General features: G+C 70.4%; 15 protein-coding genes. 4 read left to right on the top strand and 11 right to left on the bottom strand.

Features of this window, described 5'->3' with window-relative positions:
• Nucleotides 1-76: 76 nt before the first annotated feature.
• From ACODR1_RS06320 to ACODR1_RS06305, 4 genes are all read right to left on the bottom strand, one after another.
• Nucleotides 77-1,018, bottom strand: a complete 942-nt coding sequence (locus ACODR1_RS06320) for a prephenate/arogenate dehydrogenase family protein (RefSeq protein ID WP_488879684.1) — start codon at nucleotides 1,016-1,018, stop codon at nucleotides 77-79.
• Nucleotides 1,019-1,159: 141 nt separating this feature from the next.
• Nucleotides 1,160-2,275, bottom strand: a complete 1,116-nt coding sequence (gene hisC, locus ACODR1_RS06315; RefSeq protein WP_488879683.1) for a histidinol-phosphate transaminase — start codon at nucleotides 2,273-2,275, stop codon at nucleotides 1,160-1,162.
• A gap of 48 nt (nucleotides 2,276-2,323) precedes the next feature.
• On the bottom strand, nucleotides 2,324-3,115 hold the full coding sequence (locus tag ACODR1_RS06310; RefSeq protein ID WP_488879682.1) for a chorismate mutase: 792 nt from the start codon (nucleotides 3,113-3,115) through the stop codon (nucleotides 2,324-2,326).
• Nucleotides 3,116-3,236: 121 nt separating this feature from the next.
• The gene (locus tag ACODR1_RS06305; RefSeq protein WP_488879681.1) at nucleotides 3,237-4,256 is read right to left on the bottom strand and encodes a DUF2125 domain-containing protein; all 1,020 of its coding nucleotides are present in this window, start codon (nucleotides 4,254-4,256) and stop codon (nucleotides 3,237-3,239) included.
• 38 nt (nucleotides 4,257-4,294) lie between these two features.
• Between ACODR1_RS06305 and ACODR1_RS06300 the strand changes: the two genes are divergently transcribed.
• Nucleotides 4,295-4,843 carry a gamma-glutamylcyclotransferase gene (locus tag ACODR1_RS06300; protein WP_488879680.1) on the top strand — a complete coding sequence of 183 codons (549 nt, stop codon included), beginning with the start codon at nucleotides 4,295-4,297 and terminating at the stop codon, nucleotides 4,841-4,843.
• Between the two features lie 118 nt (nucleotides 4,844-4,961).
• Here the strand turns inward: ACODR1_RS06300 and ACODR1_RS06295 are convergent, their stop codons facing one another.
• The 4 genes from ACODR1_RS06295 to ftsE are packed head-to-tail and all read right to left on the bottom strand — an operon-like array spanning nucleotide 4,962 to nucleotide 7,937.
• Nucleotides 4,962-5,669, bottom strand: a complete 708-nt coding sequence (locus ACODR1_RS06295) for a lysophospholipid acyltransferase family protein (protein ID WP_488879679.1) — start codon at nucleotides 5,667-5,669, stop codon at nucleotides 4,962-4,964.
• The gene (locus ACODR1_RS06290; protein ID WP_116488107.1) at nucleotides 5,666-6,316 is read right to left on the bottom strand and encodes a YdcF family protein; all 651 of its coding nucleotides are present in this window, start codon (nucleotides 6,314-6,316) and stop codon (nucleotides 5,666-5,668) included. Before ACODR1_RS06290 ends, ACODR1_RS06295 begins: the two co-directional genes overlap by 4 nt.
• Nucleotides 6,313-7,206 (bottom strand): cell division protein FtsX, encoded by an 894-nt coding sequence (locus ACODR1_RS06285; protein ID WP_488879678.1) that lies wholly within the window; start codon nucleotides 7,204-7,206, stop codon nucleotides 6,313-6,315. The genes ACODR1_RS06290 and ACODR1_RS06285 overlap by 4 nt, the downstream gene beginning before the upstream one ends.
• Nucleotides 7,203-7,937 (bottom strand): cell division ATP-binding protein FtsE, encoded by a 735-nt coding sequence (ftsE, locus tag ACODR1_RS06280; protein ID WP_488879677.1) that lies wholly within the window; start codon nucleotides 7,935-7,937, stop codon nucleotides 7,203-7,205. Before ftsE ends, ACODR1_RS06285 begins: the two co-directional genes overlap by 4 nt.
• A gap of 57 nt (nucleotides 7,938-7,994) precedes the next feature.
• Between ftsE and ACODR1_RS06275 the strand changes: the two genes are divergently transcribed.
• Together ACODR1_RS06275 and ACODR1_RS06270 are read left to right on the top strand one after the other, a co-directional pair.
• Nucleotides 7,995-8,960, top strand: a complete 966-nt coding sequence (locus ACODR1_RS06275) for an MJ0042-type zinc finger domain-containing protein (RefSeq protein ID WP_488879676.1) — start codon at nucleotides 7,995-7,997, stop codon at nucleotides 8,958-8,960.
• A gap of 15 nt (nucleotides 8,961-8,975) precedes the next feature.
• On the top strand, nucleotides 8,976-9,506 hold the full coding sequence (locus ACODR1_RS06270; RefSeq protein ID WP_488879675.1) for a phosphoribosyltransferase: 531 nt from the start codon (nucleotides 8,976-8,978) through the stop codon (nucleotides 9,504-9,506).
• 125 nt (nucleotides 9,507-9,631) lie between these two features.
• Here ACODR1_RS06270 and mnmA read toward each other — a convergent pair whose 3' ends face one another.
• From mnmA to flgK, 3 genes are all read right to left on the bottom strand, one after another.
• Nucleotides 9,632-10,858, bottom strand: coding sequence for a tRNA 2-thiouridine(34) synthase MnmA (gene mnmA / locus ACODR1_RS06265; RefSeq protein ID WP_488879674.1), 1,227 nt, complete (start codon nucleotides 10,856-10,858; stop codon nucleotides 9,632-9,634).
• Nucleotides 10,859-10,923: 65 nt separating this feature from the next.
• A complete protein-coding gene (locus tag ACODR1_RS06260; protein ID WP_488879673.1) occupies nucleotides 10,924-11,847 on the bottom strand; it encodes a flagellin in 924 nt (307 codons plus the stop codon).
• An 8-nt stretch (nucleotides 11,848-11,855) separates the two neighbouring features.
• A complete protein-coding gene (gene flgK / locus ACODR1_RS06255; RefSeq protein ID WP_488879672.1) occupies nucleotides 11,856-13,964 on the bottom strand; it encodes a flagellar hook-associated protein FlgK in 2,109 nt (702 codons plus the stop codon).
• Between the two features lie 415 nt (nucleotides 13,965-14,379).
• Between flgK and ACODR1_RS06250 the strand changes: the two genes are divergently transcribed.
• Complete coding sequence (locus tag ACODR1_RS06250; RefSeq protein WP_488879671.1) at nucleotides 14,380-15,990, top strand: flagellar hook-length control protein FliK; 1,611 nt, start codon at nucleotides 14,380-14,382, stop codon at nucleotides 15,988-15,990.
• Nucleotides 15,991-15,993: the final 3 nt, after the last annotated feature.

Here is a 15,993-nt window from a genome sequence, read left to right as displayed (position 1 = left end):
GAGGTTGCTATACGAGTGTAAAATAGTCCAGCGCCCCAGTGAAACCTCTCCCATAGGGAGAGGGAGGGATCAGGAACTAGTGCTTCCCGCGATCGCGCCCGAAGTTCGGCTCGGCGCTTTCCTGGCCGGCCGCCACGATGCCGCGGCGGATGGCCCGCGTGCGGGTGAAGTGGGCGTGCAGGGTGTCGGCGTCGCCCCAGCGGATGGCGCGGCTCATGGCCTGCAGGTCCTCGGTGAAGCGGCCCAGCATCTCCAGCACCGCGTCCTTGTTGGCCACGAAGATGTCGCGCCACATGGTCGGGTCGCTGGCGGCGATGCGGGTGAAGTCGCGGAAGCCCGAGGCCGAATACTTGATGACCTCGTTCTCGGTGACGTTCTCCAGGTCGGCCGCGCTGCCGACGATGGTGTAGGCGATCAGGTGGGGCAGGTGGGAGACGACGGCCAAAACGAGGTCGTGGTGCTTTTCCTCCATCAGCTCGACCTGGGCGCCGAACGAACGCCAGAAGGCCGACAGCTTGGCGACGGCGGCGGCGTACGCCTCGTCCTCGCGGTCGGCCAGCGGGGTCAGGATGGTCCAGCGGCCCTCGAACAGCTCGGCGAAACCGGCGTCGGGACCCGACTGCTCGGTGCCGGCGATCGGGTGGCCGGGGATCGGGAACACCTTGGCCAGGGCGGGCGAGCGGAAGGCCTCGGCGATGGTGGCCTTGGTCGAGCCGACGTCGGTCAGGGTCGCGCCCGGCTTCATGTGCGGGGCGACGGCGGCGGCGACCTCGCCGATCGACAGCACGGGCGTGGCGATGACCACCAGGTCGGCGTCCTTGACCGCCTGCGCCAGGTCGCCGGTGACGTGGTCGGCCAGGCCGATCTCGAGCGCACGGGCGCGGTGGGCCTCGCTGGCGTCGACGATGGTGACCTGGCCGACCACGCCGTGGGCGCGGGCGGCCAGGATCACCGAGCCGCCGATCAGGCCGGCGCCGACGACGGTCATCTTGGGATAGAGCAGGCCGGTGGGAGACATGGTTTCTGTCTTATACGCCCTCCCCCTCGATGGGGGAGGGTTGGGTGGGGGTGACGCGGCGGTTTGTCTGGTTGCGGCGGAACGGTGGGTGGTCACCCCCATCCCCGACCCTTCCCCCATCAAGGGGGAAGGGGGATCTCATCACCGCCCCACGAACTGCGCCAGCAGGTCCACGACGGCGCGGTTGTGTTCCTCGCGGCCGATGGTGATGCGGATCGACTCCGGCAGGCCGTAGTTGGCCACGGCGCGGACGAGATAGCCCTTGCTCGCCAGGAACGCCTCGGCGTCGAGCGCGGTCTTGCCCGGCGTCGTGGGGAAATCGACCAGCACGAAATTGGCGGCCGAGGGCGTGACGGTCAGGCCAAGACCGCCCAGCTGCTGGGCCAGCCACGGGCGCCACTGCTCGACCAGGGCCACCGAGGCGGCCTCGAACTCGCGGTCGGCGAGGGCGGCGATGGCGGCGTCCTGGCCGGGGATCGAGGTGTTGAACGGCGGGCGGATGCGCTCGATCGGATCGATGATGCCGAAGTCGGCATAGCCCCAGCCCACGCGCAGCGCGGCCAGGCCGTGGATCTTCGAGAAGGTGCGGGTGACGATGACGTTCTGCGTCTCGCGCGCCAGGGCCAGGCCGTCCTCGAAGCGCGGATCGGTGCAGAACTCGGCATAGGCGCCGTCCAGCACCAGGATCACCGACGGCGGCAGGGCCGCGTGGATGGCGCGGATCTCCTCGCCGGTCAGCCAGGTGCCGGTCGGGTTGGCCGGGTTGGCGATGAAGACGAGGCGCGTGCGCTCGTCGACTTGCTTGAGGGTCTCTTCCAGATCGATGCGGCGGTTCGGCTCCCTGGCGAAGCGGACCTCCGCCTGGCAGGCGCGGGCGCCGATCGCATAGGCGGCGAAGCCGTGCTCGCCCTGGACGATGTTGTCGCCCGGCTCGAGATAGACCTGGCACAGCAGGGCGAAGATCTCGTCGCTGCCGTCGCCGAAGGTCAGGCGCTCGGGCTCCAGGCCGTAGCGCTCAGCCACGGCGGCGCGCAGGGCGTTCGACTTGCCGTCCGGATAGACGTGCAGGCGGTCGACCGCGTCGCGATAGGCGGCCTTGGCCTTGTCGCTGCAGCCCAGGACGTTCTCGTTGCTGGACAGCTTCACCGGATGGGCGATCCCCTCGATCTTCGACTTGCCGCCCACATAGGCGGCGATGTCGAGGATGCCCGGCTTGGGCAGCGGACGAGGCGAGGCGGAACGGTCGGAAGCGGTCATCACGGGTCTCAGGCGGGCCATGAGGCCCTTGCGAAAAACGGGGCCTTCTTACACGTCGAAGGGAACCGGCGCAGCCCCGATGACGCCGGTCAGTTGGCCCGGCGCGCGGGCCAGGCGCTCGTCGTTGCGCTGGTAGAAGCCAGACAGCGAAAAGAGCTTCAGGCCGCCGGCCTCGGCCAGCGGTTCGGCCGCCACGCCGTCGGCGCCCAGGGCCTCGACGATGGCGCTGGCGCTCTTGGCGCTGTCGGTCACCCAGAAGGTCTGGTCGCCGCCGGTGGGTTCGACCTCGACCTGGGCCACCGCGAAGGCGGCCTGCGGGCCCCAGCGGGTCAGGCAGGGCAGGGCGGCGAAGATGTTCAGCGTCGGCTCGGCCAGCAGGCGCGCCCACCAGGCGTTGCCCGGCTGCAGGGCCAGCACCGAGACGGCCCATGGCGTCTTGGCGGCGGCCAGCGCGTCCTTGTCGGCGGCGACCACGCTCATCGGCGGGGCGGCGCCGAAGCGCGAGCGCGCCAGTTCGACGGTGCGGCCGTCGCCCCAGACGGTCAGGTGGAAGGGCCCCTGGCGCGACAGGCTGTCGGCCATCAGCTCGCGCCAGATGCGGATGACGAGAGCGTCGGGGGCGTCCTTGCGCTCCGCCGACAGCAGCTTGCGGACGATCAGGGCCTCGCGGCCCGGGCGCAGGCCAAAACCGGTGTCGCCGGCGGCCTGCTTGGCGGCGGCCACGGCGCGCGACAGGCCTGCCCGCTCGTCGATCAGCGCGAGCAGTTGGTTATCGATGGCGTCGATGCGCCATCGGACCTCGTCCAGCGAGGGCGGCGTCTCGTCCGCGTCGCGACCCATGTCTATCCCCGAAAATGAGGGGCGGAACATAGTCCTTGCCGCGAAGGGTGCAATAGCCGCGTCGCCGGGGAAGGAAATTGCGTGGTTTTATGATCCCTCTCTCAAAGAGAGAGGGTTCGGTTTAGCGCGGCACGTAGACCTGCGGCGACGGGCCGGTGTCGAACGGGCCCAGGCGTGTGCGGCCGTTCTGGAACTCCAGGGTGGCGCTGAGCGTCGGGTCCTTGCCGGCGGCGGCGGCCACCGCCGCCACGGCCGAGCGGGCGTCGGTGATGGCCTCGGCGGTGGTCGGCTTCTCGCGCACGGTGACGTCGAGCGCGCCCTGCAGGCGGCCCTGGTTGTCGACGGTCAGGGCGCCGGACCTGGCCTCGATCAGCGCGTCGCCGGCGGTCAGCTTGCCGCTCTCGACGGTGATGGCGCCGCCGGCGGCCGTCCAATCACGAACGGCGTCGGTCCAGTTGTCGCCGCGCAGGGCCGGCGCCTTCGACAGGCGCGAGTCCCAGTAGAGCGAGGCGGTGCGGTCCTGGGCGATGCGGCCGAGCAGGCCGGTGAAGGCCACCTTGGCGCCGTCGGCCTTGAACAGGATCGCCCCCTGCTGGTCGGGGCCGGGGCGCAAGTGCAGCTGCAGGGCCTCGGTGGAGCTGATCGGGAACGGCTCGACGTCGGCGGCGGTGGTGAAGAGCAGTTTCGCGCCCTCGACCGAGATGCGCGGCGGGTACTGGTCGAAGCCGGCCAGGCTGGCGCGCAGGGCCTGCCCGGTGATCGTCACGTCGCCCTTCTCGGGACGGGTCAGGACGACGCCGGCCGGGGCGACGATGATCCAGTGGCCGATGCCGTAGATCATCGCCTCGCCCTTCAGCTGCGGTGCGCGCACGGCCCAGCCGGTGGGCTCGGCGACTCGGGCGTTCTCCAGCTGCACGTCGAGGCGGAAGGGAAAGCCGGTGACCTCGCGCTTCGTCCACGACAGGTCGTAGCCCTCGGCCTTCAGGTGGGCCGAAGTGGCGTCCATGCGCTTGACCATCTCGTTGCGCAGATAGAACCAGCCGACGCTCCAGACGATGCAGACCAGGGCCGCGAGCACGAAAGGCAAGACGAGGCCGCGACGGCGGGGCTTGCGGGACGGCGTCGGGTCGCTATGGGTCATGGGCGAAGGGGCTGTTCCGGTCGGTGAGGGTTTTGGGCGTGTCGAGCGAGCAGCCGGAAGGCGGCGATCGTTGGGTGTTCGGTTACGGATCGCTGATGTGGCGGCCCGGGTTCCCGTTCATAGACCGAAGAACCGCGGTTCTCCATGGGCGCAGGCGCGCCTTCTGCATCTATTCGGTGCATCATCGCGGCACCTACGACCGGCCGGGCCTGGTGCTGGGCCTGGCTCCTGGCGGCGCCGTGCGCGGCGTGGCCTATCGGGTCGCCGAGGCCGCCTGGCCCGAGGTCTACGCCTATCTGCGCGAACGCGAGCAGCCGACCGAGACCTATTTCGAGGCCTGGGCCAAGCTGAAGATCGACGGCGACGGAGAGGTTCCGGCCCTGGTGTTCCTGTCCGACCGCAAGCACGGTCAATGGGCCGGCGCGCTGACCCTGGAGCAGCAGGCCGAACTGATCGCCGGCGCCAGGGGGCTGTCGGGGCCGAACATCGACTACCTGCGCGACCTGGTCGGCCACCTGCGCGAGGACGGGGTGCGCGACCACGCCATGGAGGCGTTGCTAAAGATGGTGGAGGCGAGGGAGGCTTGAGCCTCCCTGGCGGGCGGCCCCCTCCGGCCCTCTGGGCCACCTCCCCCAGAGGGGGAGGATTTGGCAGGAAAGATGCTCCCCCTCTGGGGGAGCTGTCGCGGAGCGACTGAGGGGGATCTTAAACCCCCTCGTCCTCCAGCGCCTTGGTCGCGCCGTCGATCCGGGTCTGCAGTTCGCGCATGAACTCGCCGCGCTTGAGGCCGGCGGGGATGGGCGGCAGGTATTCGAAGACGATGACGCCGGGCTGGATCAGAAGGCTCTTGTGCAGCCAGTGCTGGCCGCAGTTCAGGGCCAGCGGGGTGACCGGCAGTTCCAGTTCGCGATAGAGCGCGGCGATGCCGGGCTTGTAATCGCCGGGCTCGCCGACCTTGCCGCGGGTGCCTTCGGGGAAGATCACCACCTGGCGGGTTTCCTTCATGCGGTCGACGCTGTCGCGCACCAGCTTCTTCAGGGCCGCCGAGTGGCCGTCGCGGTCGACGACGATCATCCTGGCCTTCAGGCCGTGCCATCCGAACAGCGGCACCATCAGGAGCTCCTTCTTCATCACGAAGCAGGCGTCGGGCAGGATGGCGAACTGGCTGAAGACGTCGAACATCGACTGGTGCTTGGCGGCGACCAGGGCCGGGCCGGTCGGAACCTGACCGCGCACCTCGACCCGCACGCCCGCCAGCCAGCGCAGCCCCTGGATCACGCCCTGCGACCATAGCCGCATGGCGGCCCGGTTGACCGGGCGCGGCAGGATCAGGGTCACCAGCATCAGGATGGCCATGGTCGCCGACCACAGCCAGAAGAACAGCTGGAACAGGAACGAGCGCAGATAGATCAAGAGTCTTTCCCCGTTGCCGACGTCTCGGCGGGCCCGGTCTCCGACGTCTCGGCGGGCTTGTCTTTCGGACCCAGGTTCAGGAACGCCTCGCGTCCCAGGATCGCCAGGTACTTGCAGTATTCCACGATCATCCGCCGGGCCGTGTGCGAGCGCTTCCACCAGCGGCGGGCGTTCAGGCTCTCGGTGGCCACCGGATAGGCGGAGAGTTCGACGTCCGGCATGGTGGCGCGCAGTTCGAGCATCGAGCGCGGCATGTGGTAGTCGGCGGTGACGACGATCAGGCTCTTGTAGCCGCGGGCCTTGGCCCATTCGGCGGTCTCGCGGGCGTTGCCGACGGTGTCGGCCGCGGCGAACCCCAGGTCGACGCAGCAGTCGTAGATCGGCTTGACGGCCTTGGTGACGTCGAGGACGTCGGCGCGGGTGGCCTCGCGGTTGACGCCGGAGATCAGCAGGCGCTTGCCCTTGCCGGCCTCGAGCAGCTTGGTGGCCGCCTCCAGCCGCAGGTTCGAGGCGCCGGTCAGCACCACCACGCCGTCGGCGACGGGCGGGTCGGCGGCCGGGGTCGAGCGCTCCACCCGCGAGGTGAAGGCCAGCAGGCCCAGCACCCAGATCATCACCACGATCAGGAAGGCGGCGATGCTCTTCACGGCATGTCCTTCAGCAGGCGGAGGGCCGCGGCGCGCGCGGCCAGCCCCGCGACCAGCGCGGCGATCAGCGGGCAGGGCAGGGGCGCCAGAAGGTCCACCCAGGCCAGAGGCAGCACAGGGGTAAAGCCCGAACCGCCCCCCGCCAGCCGCGCCGCGATCCCGACCATGACCGCCGCTGCGCCGCCGAGCAAGCCTGCGCTGGCGGCCATGGCCGCGAACCGGTTCTGGAACAGCCTGGCGATGAAGCCGGCCTCGGCGCCCGAGTGGTGAAGCACCTCGATCACCTCGTGGCGGGCGGCCAGGCCCGCGCGGGTGGCGAAGGTGATGACGGCGGCCGTGGCTGCGGCGATCAGGCCGAACACGCTGAGCGCCGCCCAGCGGGCCAGGCCCGCGCCGCGCTCGATGTCGGCGATCCAGCGGCTGTGGTCGTCGACCACGGCGTCGACGGCGGCCTCGTGCAGGGCCTTGGTCAAGGCCTCGGCGGTGGCGGGGGCCTTGGGGTCGAGATCGAGGGTGACCAGGCGCGGGGTGGGCAGGTCGGCGACCAGGGCGTCGCGGCCGATCCACGGCTCCAGCAGGGCCTCGGCCTTGTCCTTGGTCAGGGCCTGGGCCTGGACCACGCCCTTGACCCCGGCCAGGGTCTCGGCGGCGCGGGCGGCGGCGCTGTCGGGCGTCTCGCCGGCCTTGGCGCGGACGACGACGGTGGCCGAGCCGGTCAGCTGCGAGGTCCAGCCCTCGGCGGCGCGGTTGGCGGCCAGGGCGGCCAGGGCGGTGAGGCAGGCCAGGAAGCACAGCATGGCGACGACGAAGACCAGCGCCCCGTCGCGGGCGTCGCGCGGCGGCAGCAGCGGGCCGGGCTTCCAGCGGTTGATGTCGAACGGACCGCTCATCGCGCCTCGCCCGTATCGACCAGGCGGCCATGCTCGAGGTGCAGCACCGGGCGGCCGGCGCGGGCCACCAGTTCCTCGTCGTGGGTGGCGATCAGCACCGTGGTGCCCAGGCGGTTGAGTTCGACGAACAGGCGCAGCAGGCGCAGCGACATGGCCGGGTCGACGTTTCCCGTGGGTTCGTCGGCCAGCAGGATGTCGGGCCGGTCGACGACGGCGCGGGCGATGGCCAGGCGCTGCTTCTCGCCGCCCGACAGGGTGGCCGGCAGGGCGTGCATCCGCTCGCCCAGGCCCACCCAGTGCAGGAGCTCGGCCACGTCGTCGCGATAGGTCTGCGGCTTTCGGCCGGCGATGCGCAACGGCAGGCCGGCGTTGTCGAACACCGACAGGTGCTCGAGCAGGCGAAATTCCTGGAACACCACGCCGATGCGACGGCGCAGGAACGGCAGGTCGGCGCCCGGAACCAGGTTCACGTCGCGTCCGAACAGCTCGACGCGACCCCGTGACGCACGGTGGGCCAGATAGATCAGCTTGAGCAGCGAGCTCTTGCCCGCGCCAGACGCGCCGGTCAGGAAGTGAAACGAGCCTGGGGCAAGGGAAAACCCGATGTCGCGCAGGGTTTCGGGACCCCGCCCGTAGCGCATGGAGACGCCTTCGAAACGGACCACGGGGACGGCGTCGGGGTCTTGATCTGCGCCGGTCCGCAAGGGTGTGTCGATGGGGTTTCTGGACATCAGGGTTAAAATCGGCGACCTCCAATGCTGTAAAGCGGGGATGACCGATTCGCGGCCATGATACTGACCTGTCCGGAGTGCGCCAGCCGCTATTTCGTCGACGACGCCAAGGTCGGTTCGACCGGACGTGTCGTGCGTTGCGCCTCGTGCGGCGCGCGCTGGACCGCGCGTAACGAAAGCGCCGCCGACGAAGACCTGTTCGACGCGCCGTCTGCCGCCGCAGCGGCTCCGGGGGCGGCTAACGACGCCGCGGTCTCGGCGGCGCTCGACCCGCTGCACGCCCTCGAGGATGAGCCCGAGCCGCCGGTCAGCGCCCTGCCGGGCGAAGAGCTGCCCAAGGTGTTCCGCGCTCGCGCCGACGCCGAGCGTCGCCTGAAGGAAGCCAAGACCACCGGCATCGTCTGGGCCTCGATGGCCGCCTTCGTGGTGCTGGTGCTGGGCTGCGCCTGGGTCTTCAACCTCAATATCGGCAAGCTGATGCCCGGCACGGCCGGCGCCTACGCGATGATCGGCAAGCCGATCAACACCGTGGGCCTGATCGTCGAGGAAAGCAGCATCCGCGCCCAGCCCTCGATGCACGACGGCCGCGCCGCCCTGACCGTCACCGGCGTGATCCGCAACATCACCGACAAGCCGGTCTCGGCCCCGCCGCTGCGCATCGCGCTGCTGAACAAGGGCCAGAAGCGCGTGGCCGGCCAGCTGGCCGCGGCCGCCGATCCGATCATCCCGCCTGGCCAGACCCGCCACTTCTCGGTCACGCTGCTGGACCCGCCGTCCAGCGCCCAGATCCTGGAGGTCGGCTTCGCGGTCGAGAAGGGCGCGGCCCACGCCGTCAAGACGGGCCTGGGGCCCGCCAAGGCCGGCCACGGCGAGCCCGAACTTCGCGGCGCCCAGGACACGCCGACGACGGATCATGCCGCCGAAGAGGCTCACGGGGCCGATTCCGCGGCGGAAGGGGCTGGACACGGCGCCCCTGGTCATGAGACCGGAGCGGCCGAACCGGCCGCCGCCGACCATCATTGACCAAGATCCCCTGACATGACCGAGATCCACCGCCCCGAAGTGCTCATTTCCGAGCAAGAAATCGCCGAGCGGGTGGAAGCCCTGGCCCGTCAGATCGCCCCGCGCATCGACGACGACACCGTCGCCGTCTGCCTGCTGACCGGCGGCCTGTGGTTCGCCGCCGACCTGACCCGCGCCCTGTGGAAGGCCGGCCGCAACGTCCGCTTCGACGCCCTGTGGCTGGCCTCGTACCATGACGAGCGCAAGAGCACCGGCCGCTGCGAAGTGCGCGCCGACCTGCAGCGCCCGCTGGTGGGCCGTCGCGCCCTGGTGGTCGACGACGTGTTCGACACCGGCCTGTCGCTGTCGGAAGCCGCGCGCCTCGTGAAAGACGCCGGCGCCAGCGAAGTGCTGACCGCCGTCTTCGCCCGCAAGCCCTGGCCGACCTCGCGCGGCATGGAGCCCGACTTCGTGGCCTGGGAAGCCCCGGCCCGCTACCTCGTCGGCTACGGCCTCGACGACGAAGGCAAGAGCCGCGGCCTGCCGTACATCGGCGCGCTGGACTGAGGTCCGGCGCAAGACCCCCTCAGTCGCTCCGCGACAGCTCCCCCAGAGGGGGAGCATCTGGTTCGGCATAGATCCTCCCCCTCTGGGGGAGGTGCCCCGGAGGGCCGGAGGGGGCGCGCGAAGCGCTAATCCATCGCTCTCTGCGTCGTCGCAATAAACCCGCCGCCGAGCACGCGCTCGGGATCGGCCGGGTCGTAGAGCACGCAGGCCTGGCCGGGGGCGACGCCTTCTTCCAGGACGTCGAACACCAGGCGCACGCCGCCGTCTTCCAGCGTCAGGCGACCGGGCACCGGCTCGCGGGTCGAGCGCACGCGGGCGAGCACGGGCGCATTGGCCTTGGCCGCCGCGATCAGGTCGTCCTCGCCGCCCAGCCAGTTGTCTTCCTTCAGGGTCAGGGCCTTGGTCAGCAGAGCCTCGCGCGGGCCGACCACGACATGGCGCTTTTCGGCGTCGATGCGGACGACGAACAGCGGCTCGCCCGTGCCGCCGCCCACGTTCAGGCCGCGGCGCTGGCCGATGGTGTAGCGGGTGACGCCCTCGTGGCGGCCCAGCACCTTGCCGTCCAGGTGCACGATGTCGCCCGCTTCCGCGCCCTGCGGGCGGATGCGGTCGATGACCGTGGTGTATTTGCCCTCGGGCACGAAGCAGATGTCCTGGCTGTCGGGCTTGTCGGCCACCGACAGGCCCAGCGCGGTCGCCACGGCGCGGACCTCGGGCTTTGAGAACCCGCCCAGCGGGAAGCGCAGGAAATCGAGCTGGTCGCGCGTGGTGGCGAACAGGAAGTAGGACTGGTCCTTGGCCGGGTCGGCGGCGCGGCGCAACTGCGGGCGGTTGCTGGCGGCGGTAAAGCCGCGCTGCACGTAGTGGCCGGTGGCCATGGCCTCGGCGCCCAGGTCGCGGGCCACGTCCAGCAGGTCGCGGAACTTGACGGTCTGATTGCAGCGCACGCACGGGATCGGGGTCTCGCCGCGCAGATAGGCGTCGGCGAACTCCTCGATGACCTGCTCCTTGAAGCGGCTTTCGTAGTCGAGCACGTAGTGCGGGATGCCGATGCGCTCGGCCGCCATGCGGGCGTCCATGATGTCCTGGCCGGCGCAGCAGGCGCCCTTCTTCGAGATCGCCGCGCCGTGGTCGTAAAGCTGCAGGGTCACGCCCACCACGTCGTAGCCGGCGCGGGCCAGCAGGGCGGCGGTGACGGTGGAATCCACGCCGCCGGACATGGCCGCGACGATCCGGGTTCCCTCGGGCAGGCCGACGGCCTGCCTGGCGGCCTCGGCGGCGCGCGCGATCAGGGCGTCGCCCTCCGGAACGGGGGCGTGGGCGGGGTCGAAACGGGCGAGGTCGGCGTCCATCGGCGCTATTTAGAGCCTCGACCCCGATTTTGCGAGGTGGAGCAGCGCCGCAGTCTGCTCGCGACCTATTTCAGCACGTTCAGCAGCGACGAGGCCTGGAGCGAGGAGAACACCTGAGCCGAGGCCTGCACGGCCAGCTGGGCGGCCTGCAGGCGGGTGACGGCTTCGGCCATGTCGACGTCGACGACGCCGCCGATCATCACCGTCAGGCTGTCGGACTGATCCTGCAGCGAGACCTGGGCGTCCTCGAAGCGCTTCTGGTTCAGGCCGTTCTTGCCCTGGGCGGTGACCAGGTCCTTGTGGGCGCCGTCGAAGGCCGGCAGCAGGCCCTTGAGGAAGGTCGACTGGGCGTCGGTCAGGTTGCCGGTGAACGGGCCGTTGGCGTCGACATAGGCCTGGACCTGCTTGAAGGCGTCGAACAGGTCGGTCCCCAGGGCGTCGCCCAGCACGCCGGTCGAGACCGTGGTCGACTCGTCGATGCGGTTGGTCGTGACGTACTGGTCGTTCTGGAACAGCGAGGCGGTGCTGGGCGCCGCCGTCAGGTCGGCCATGGTCGTGGCCGTGGTCGTGGCGGTGTCGTTCTTGGCGCCCGAGAACACGTAGTAGCCGTTGGACTTGGTGTTGAGGCCCTGCACCGCGTCGCCAAAAGCGTTCTGCAGCTGCTGCATCAGCGTGGTGGCGTTGCCGGCCGCCAGGGCGTTGGCGATAGCCTCGCGGGCGCCGGTGGCCGAGTTGGCCAGGCGCTCGATGCCCATGTCCTGCATCTCCAGGCGGTTGGAGACGAGCTTGGTCTGGTCGAGGAAGCCGTCGATCTTGGCCTGGGCGCTCTTCATCGCCGTCAGCATCTCGGCGTTCTTGGAATAGCCCTTCAGGTCGCTGGCGACCTTCTGGCTGGAGACCTGTTCGCCGATCTGGTTCTGGCGCACCTGCGCCAGCATCAGGTTCGACGTCATCACGCCGTAGTTGCCGGAGGTGGAGACACGGGTCATGGCGGACCTCAGATGATGTTCACGAGGACGTCGTACATGTCCTTGGTCGCCTGGATCAGGCGGGCCGAGGCGTTGAACGCCTGCTGGTACGTCGTCAGATTGATGAGCTCTTCGTCGAGATTGACGCCCTCGTGCGACTGGCGCTGGGTGTCGACCTCGACCTTCACCGAAGCGGTGGCGTCTTTCTTGGACTCTGCGGCGGCCGCCTTGCGGGCGATCGAGCCGGCGAAGTCGGCGCCGTAGCGCAGCACGCTGCTGGTGGCCGCGCCGACGCCGCCGGCCGAAGAGAAGTTCACCGCGCTGTCGCCGGCCTTGGCCAGGGCCAGGGCGCCGCGGGCGTCGCCGACGGCCAGGGCCGAGGTCCCGGCGGCGGCGGTCAGGTCGAGCTTGGCGAAGGGCAGGCGGGCCGGGTTGCTGTTCATGGCCGCGTCGACCGTATAGCCCGAAGCCCGCGTGCTGCGCTCGGACGGGCCCAGGCCGAACAGCTGGCTCAGCGACGGGCCGCCGGTCCCGCGCTGGGTGCCGTCCTCGACCACCGACAGGGTCACGGGCGAGGCGCTGTTGGAGCCGAAGCTCAGCGCGCCCTTGGAGTCGAGCGCGAAGGTTCCGTACTGGCCCGCGCCGTCGCTGCGCGAGTTCAGGGCGTTCAGCATGTCCTGCATGGTGCCGCCGGCCGGCACGGTGACCTTCACGTCGCGGATGCGGCCGCCCTCGATGTCGGTCAGGCGCAGGGTGATCTCCTCGCCCGGCGTGAAGCCGTGCGGCGAGGCCGTGGTCATGCCCGTCTCGTAAGGCGAGTAGCCGTTCTGGCGGACGATGTCGTTCATGCCGAAGAAGTGGCTGAAGCCCTTGCCGGCCTTGGTCGACGGATTGGTCGGGTCGTCGGCGATGGCCACGCCCAGGCCGCCGTTGGCCGACAGGCTGAGGGCGCCGTTCGAGAAGTTGGCCTGGCCGTCGGCGCCCAGGGCGCTGTTCAGCTGGGTCAGGAAGTTGGCCGGGGTGAAGGCCGGGCCGGCGACGCCGTCGACCGTCATCGAGCCGGCGCTGAAGTCCACCTCGATGCGGCGCTGGATGACGCCGGCCGAGTTGGTCAGGGCGATGGTAGTCTTGCCGGTGAAGCCGGTGAGGGCCGTGGTGGCGTCCAGGCCGGTGTCGCGGCCGGTCATGGTGGCCGGGGCGGGGACCGACGAGTTGGCGTTCGAGGCGCGGTTCAGCTCTTCGGTGGCGCGGGTGACGAATTCGCCCAGCTGGTCCGACAGGGCCGGCAGCTCGGTGTTGCGCAGTTCCAGCAGGCCCTTGATCTCGCCGCTGCTGATATAGAGCGGGCTGGCCTGGCCGCCGCTGTTGGCCGAGGTGACCGTCAGGAAGCCGTTGGCGGTGGGCGACTGCTCGTACTTGATGACGGCCGCGCCTTCGCCGGCCAGGCTCATGCCCTCGGTCGAGCGGATCAGCACGCCGCCGTTGGCGCGCTGGCTGACCTGCACGTTCATCAGCGACGACAACTCGTCGATCAGGCCGCTCTGGATGTTCTCCGAACCGGTCGCGTCGACGCCGGTGGTCTTGGCGCGGGTGATGTCGGCGTTCAGCTCGTCGATCTGCTTGAGCAGCACGTTGACGCGGTCGACGTCGGCCGAGATCTTGGTGTCGGCGTCCTTGCCCAGGCTGGACAGGCCGGCGGTGATGCGGCTGCTCTCACCCAGGAAGTCCTCGACCTTGGTCAGGGCCTGGGCGCGCAGCAGCGACGAGGACGGCTCGTCGGCGGCCTGCGAGAAGGCGCTGAACACATCGTCGAGCATCGAGAAGAAGTTGGTCTTGGCGCTGGGGTCGCCGAACAGTTCCTGGGCGTTGTCCAGCGCGCTCGAGAGCGCGGAGGCGCGGCCGGCGTCCGAGGCGGCGTTCAGGCTGGCCGACTGCAGGAAGCGGTCGGTGGCGCGCTTGATGGCGTCGATGTTGACGCCCACGCCCATGCCGTTCGACACGAGGTTGGACTGGCTGACCGTCTTGCGGACGTAGCCGGCCGTGTTGACGTTGGCGATGTTGTCGGAAACGACGCGCATGCCCGTCTGGGCGGCCATCATCCCCGACGTCGCAGTGTTCAGGATGGTGTTCAGCGACATCAGCGATCTCCTGTCCGCTCGGCAAAGCACGGACCACGCGACGCGACCTTGCCCGGCGAAACTTGCCGGGTGGGCGTCGAGAGCGTCTCGTTTCCGTTGTGCAAACCGTTGAAATACAAGGCGTTGAGTTCCATGCGCCGTGCGGACGACGAGGAGGGGAGCGCAAGGATGGCGCCAACCCGGCCAGCAGCCCGGCTGCGACGTCCCGACGCGGCAAGGGACGGGTCATTCTTTCCGTTTCCGCTCGGCAAAAACCTCCGCAACCTGCCGAAGTCAAAGGGTAAATCGGAAGTTAAAGTCTTTTATATCAATGGCTTGAAGGAAATTTCCGGGTTGGCCCGGCGATTGCTCAGGGGACGTCGGATCAAGGCGTGCTCCATCCGAGCCGTCGTCCAGCCAGAGCGTACCGACCCGCATGACCGCGATCGCCGCCTCTCTTCCGCTCCCGACGCCCGTCCAGGGCGGCGCCGGCGCGTCCGACGCCTCGAGCGCCGGCGACGTCTTCGGTGCGCTGCTGGCCGCCAAGGGCGCCAGCGAAGAGACGACGCAGGAAAAGCCGGCCGCCCGTCCCGCGAGCGGAAACAAGGCGCAGGCCAAGCCCGCCGCCGACCGCAAGGCTGACGACAACAAGGTCGGCGACGAGGCGGCCGGCCAGGACGCCGCCGCGGCCCAGGCCGGCGCGGCCGTGGTCGCCGCCATGAGCGCGCAACAACAGCAGCAGCCCGTCCCCACCGGCCAGGTCGCCGAGACCGTCGCCGTCGACGCCGCCGCCGCCGAGACCGCGGGCTCCACCGATCTTCTGGCTAAGGCCGCCGACCTGGTCGGCGACGTGGCCGAAACCGTTTCCGACGCCGCCAAGCTGGCCGGCGCCGCCCCGGTCGTCGCCGCCGCCGAGACCGTGCAGGCCGCTGCCGACCTGGTCGCCGACGCGGCTGCGCCGCAGGTCGACGCCGAGGCTGTCCTGCCGGTCGTCGCCGACGCGGCGGACGTTCCGGCCATCGACCTGAGCAAGCTGGCCGCCCAGCCGCAGGCCGCCGCGACCACTGAGACGCCCGCCGCGCCGAAGGCCGAGCCCCAGGCTCAAGCGCAGGCCGCAACCGACGCCGCGCAACCGGCCGTCGCTTCGCTGGGCGACGAGATCGTCAGCCTGAAGGGCGTGCAGGTTCCCGCCGATGACGCCGCGACTACGGTCGCCACGACGCCGGTCGACACCGCCGAGGTCGCCGCGCCGGTCGAGGCCCAGGCCGCCGCCGTCGAAACCGCCAAGCCCGCCGAGACCCAGGCGCTGGCGCCCAAGACCGGCAAGGTCGAGGTCGCCGCCAAGGGCGAGGCCGTCGTCACGGCCCACGCCGTCGCCGCCGATCAGGCCGCCCACGACGCCGCGACCAACAGCGACACCGGATCGCAGGGCGGCGGCGCCGACGCCTTCGCCCAGATGGCCGCCGACGCCGCGCCGGTCGACGCCGCCGCGCCCAAGGCCGAGGCGAGCTTCGCCCCGACCGTGCAGGCTCAGGCGGCCGCCACGGCCCAGGCGCCGGCCGAGGCCATCGTGCGCGGCTCGCCCGAGACCGTCGCGGCCATGTCGGCCGAGATCGCCAAGAAGCTCGAGGCCAAGTCCACGCGCTTCGACATCGTCCTGACGCCGGAAGGCCTGGGCAAGGTCGACGTGCAGGTGCGCATCGGCGCCGAGGGCAAGCTGACCGCGACCCTGGCCTTCGAAAATCCGCAGGCCGCCGCCGACCTGCGTCACCGCGCCGGCGAGCTGCGCCAGGCGCTGAGCCAGGCCGGCTTCGACGTCGCCGACAACGCCCTGAAGTTCGACGTGTCGAGCCAGGGCGGCAACGGCGGCCAGAGCCAGCAGCAGAACGCCTTCTTCGATTTCCAGGGCGGCGACCACGGTCGCCGCGCCTTCGCCGGCCGCGCCTTCGCGGGCGCCATGGCCGAGGACATTTCCACCCTTTCGGCTGCGTCGCTGATCCCGGGCTACCGCTTTGCGGAGTCTGACGGCGTCGACGTGAAGATCTAGGAG

The organism is Caulobacter sp. FG7 (assembly GCF_057808875.1).
This window is presented reverse-complemented; position numbering and strand designations above follow the sequence as displayed.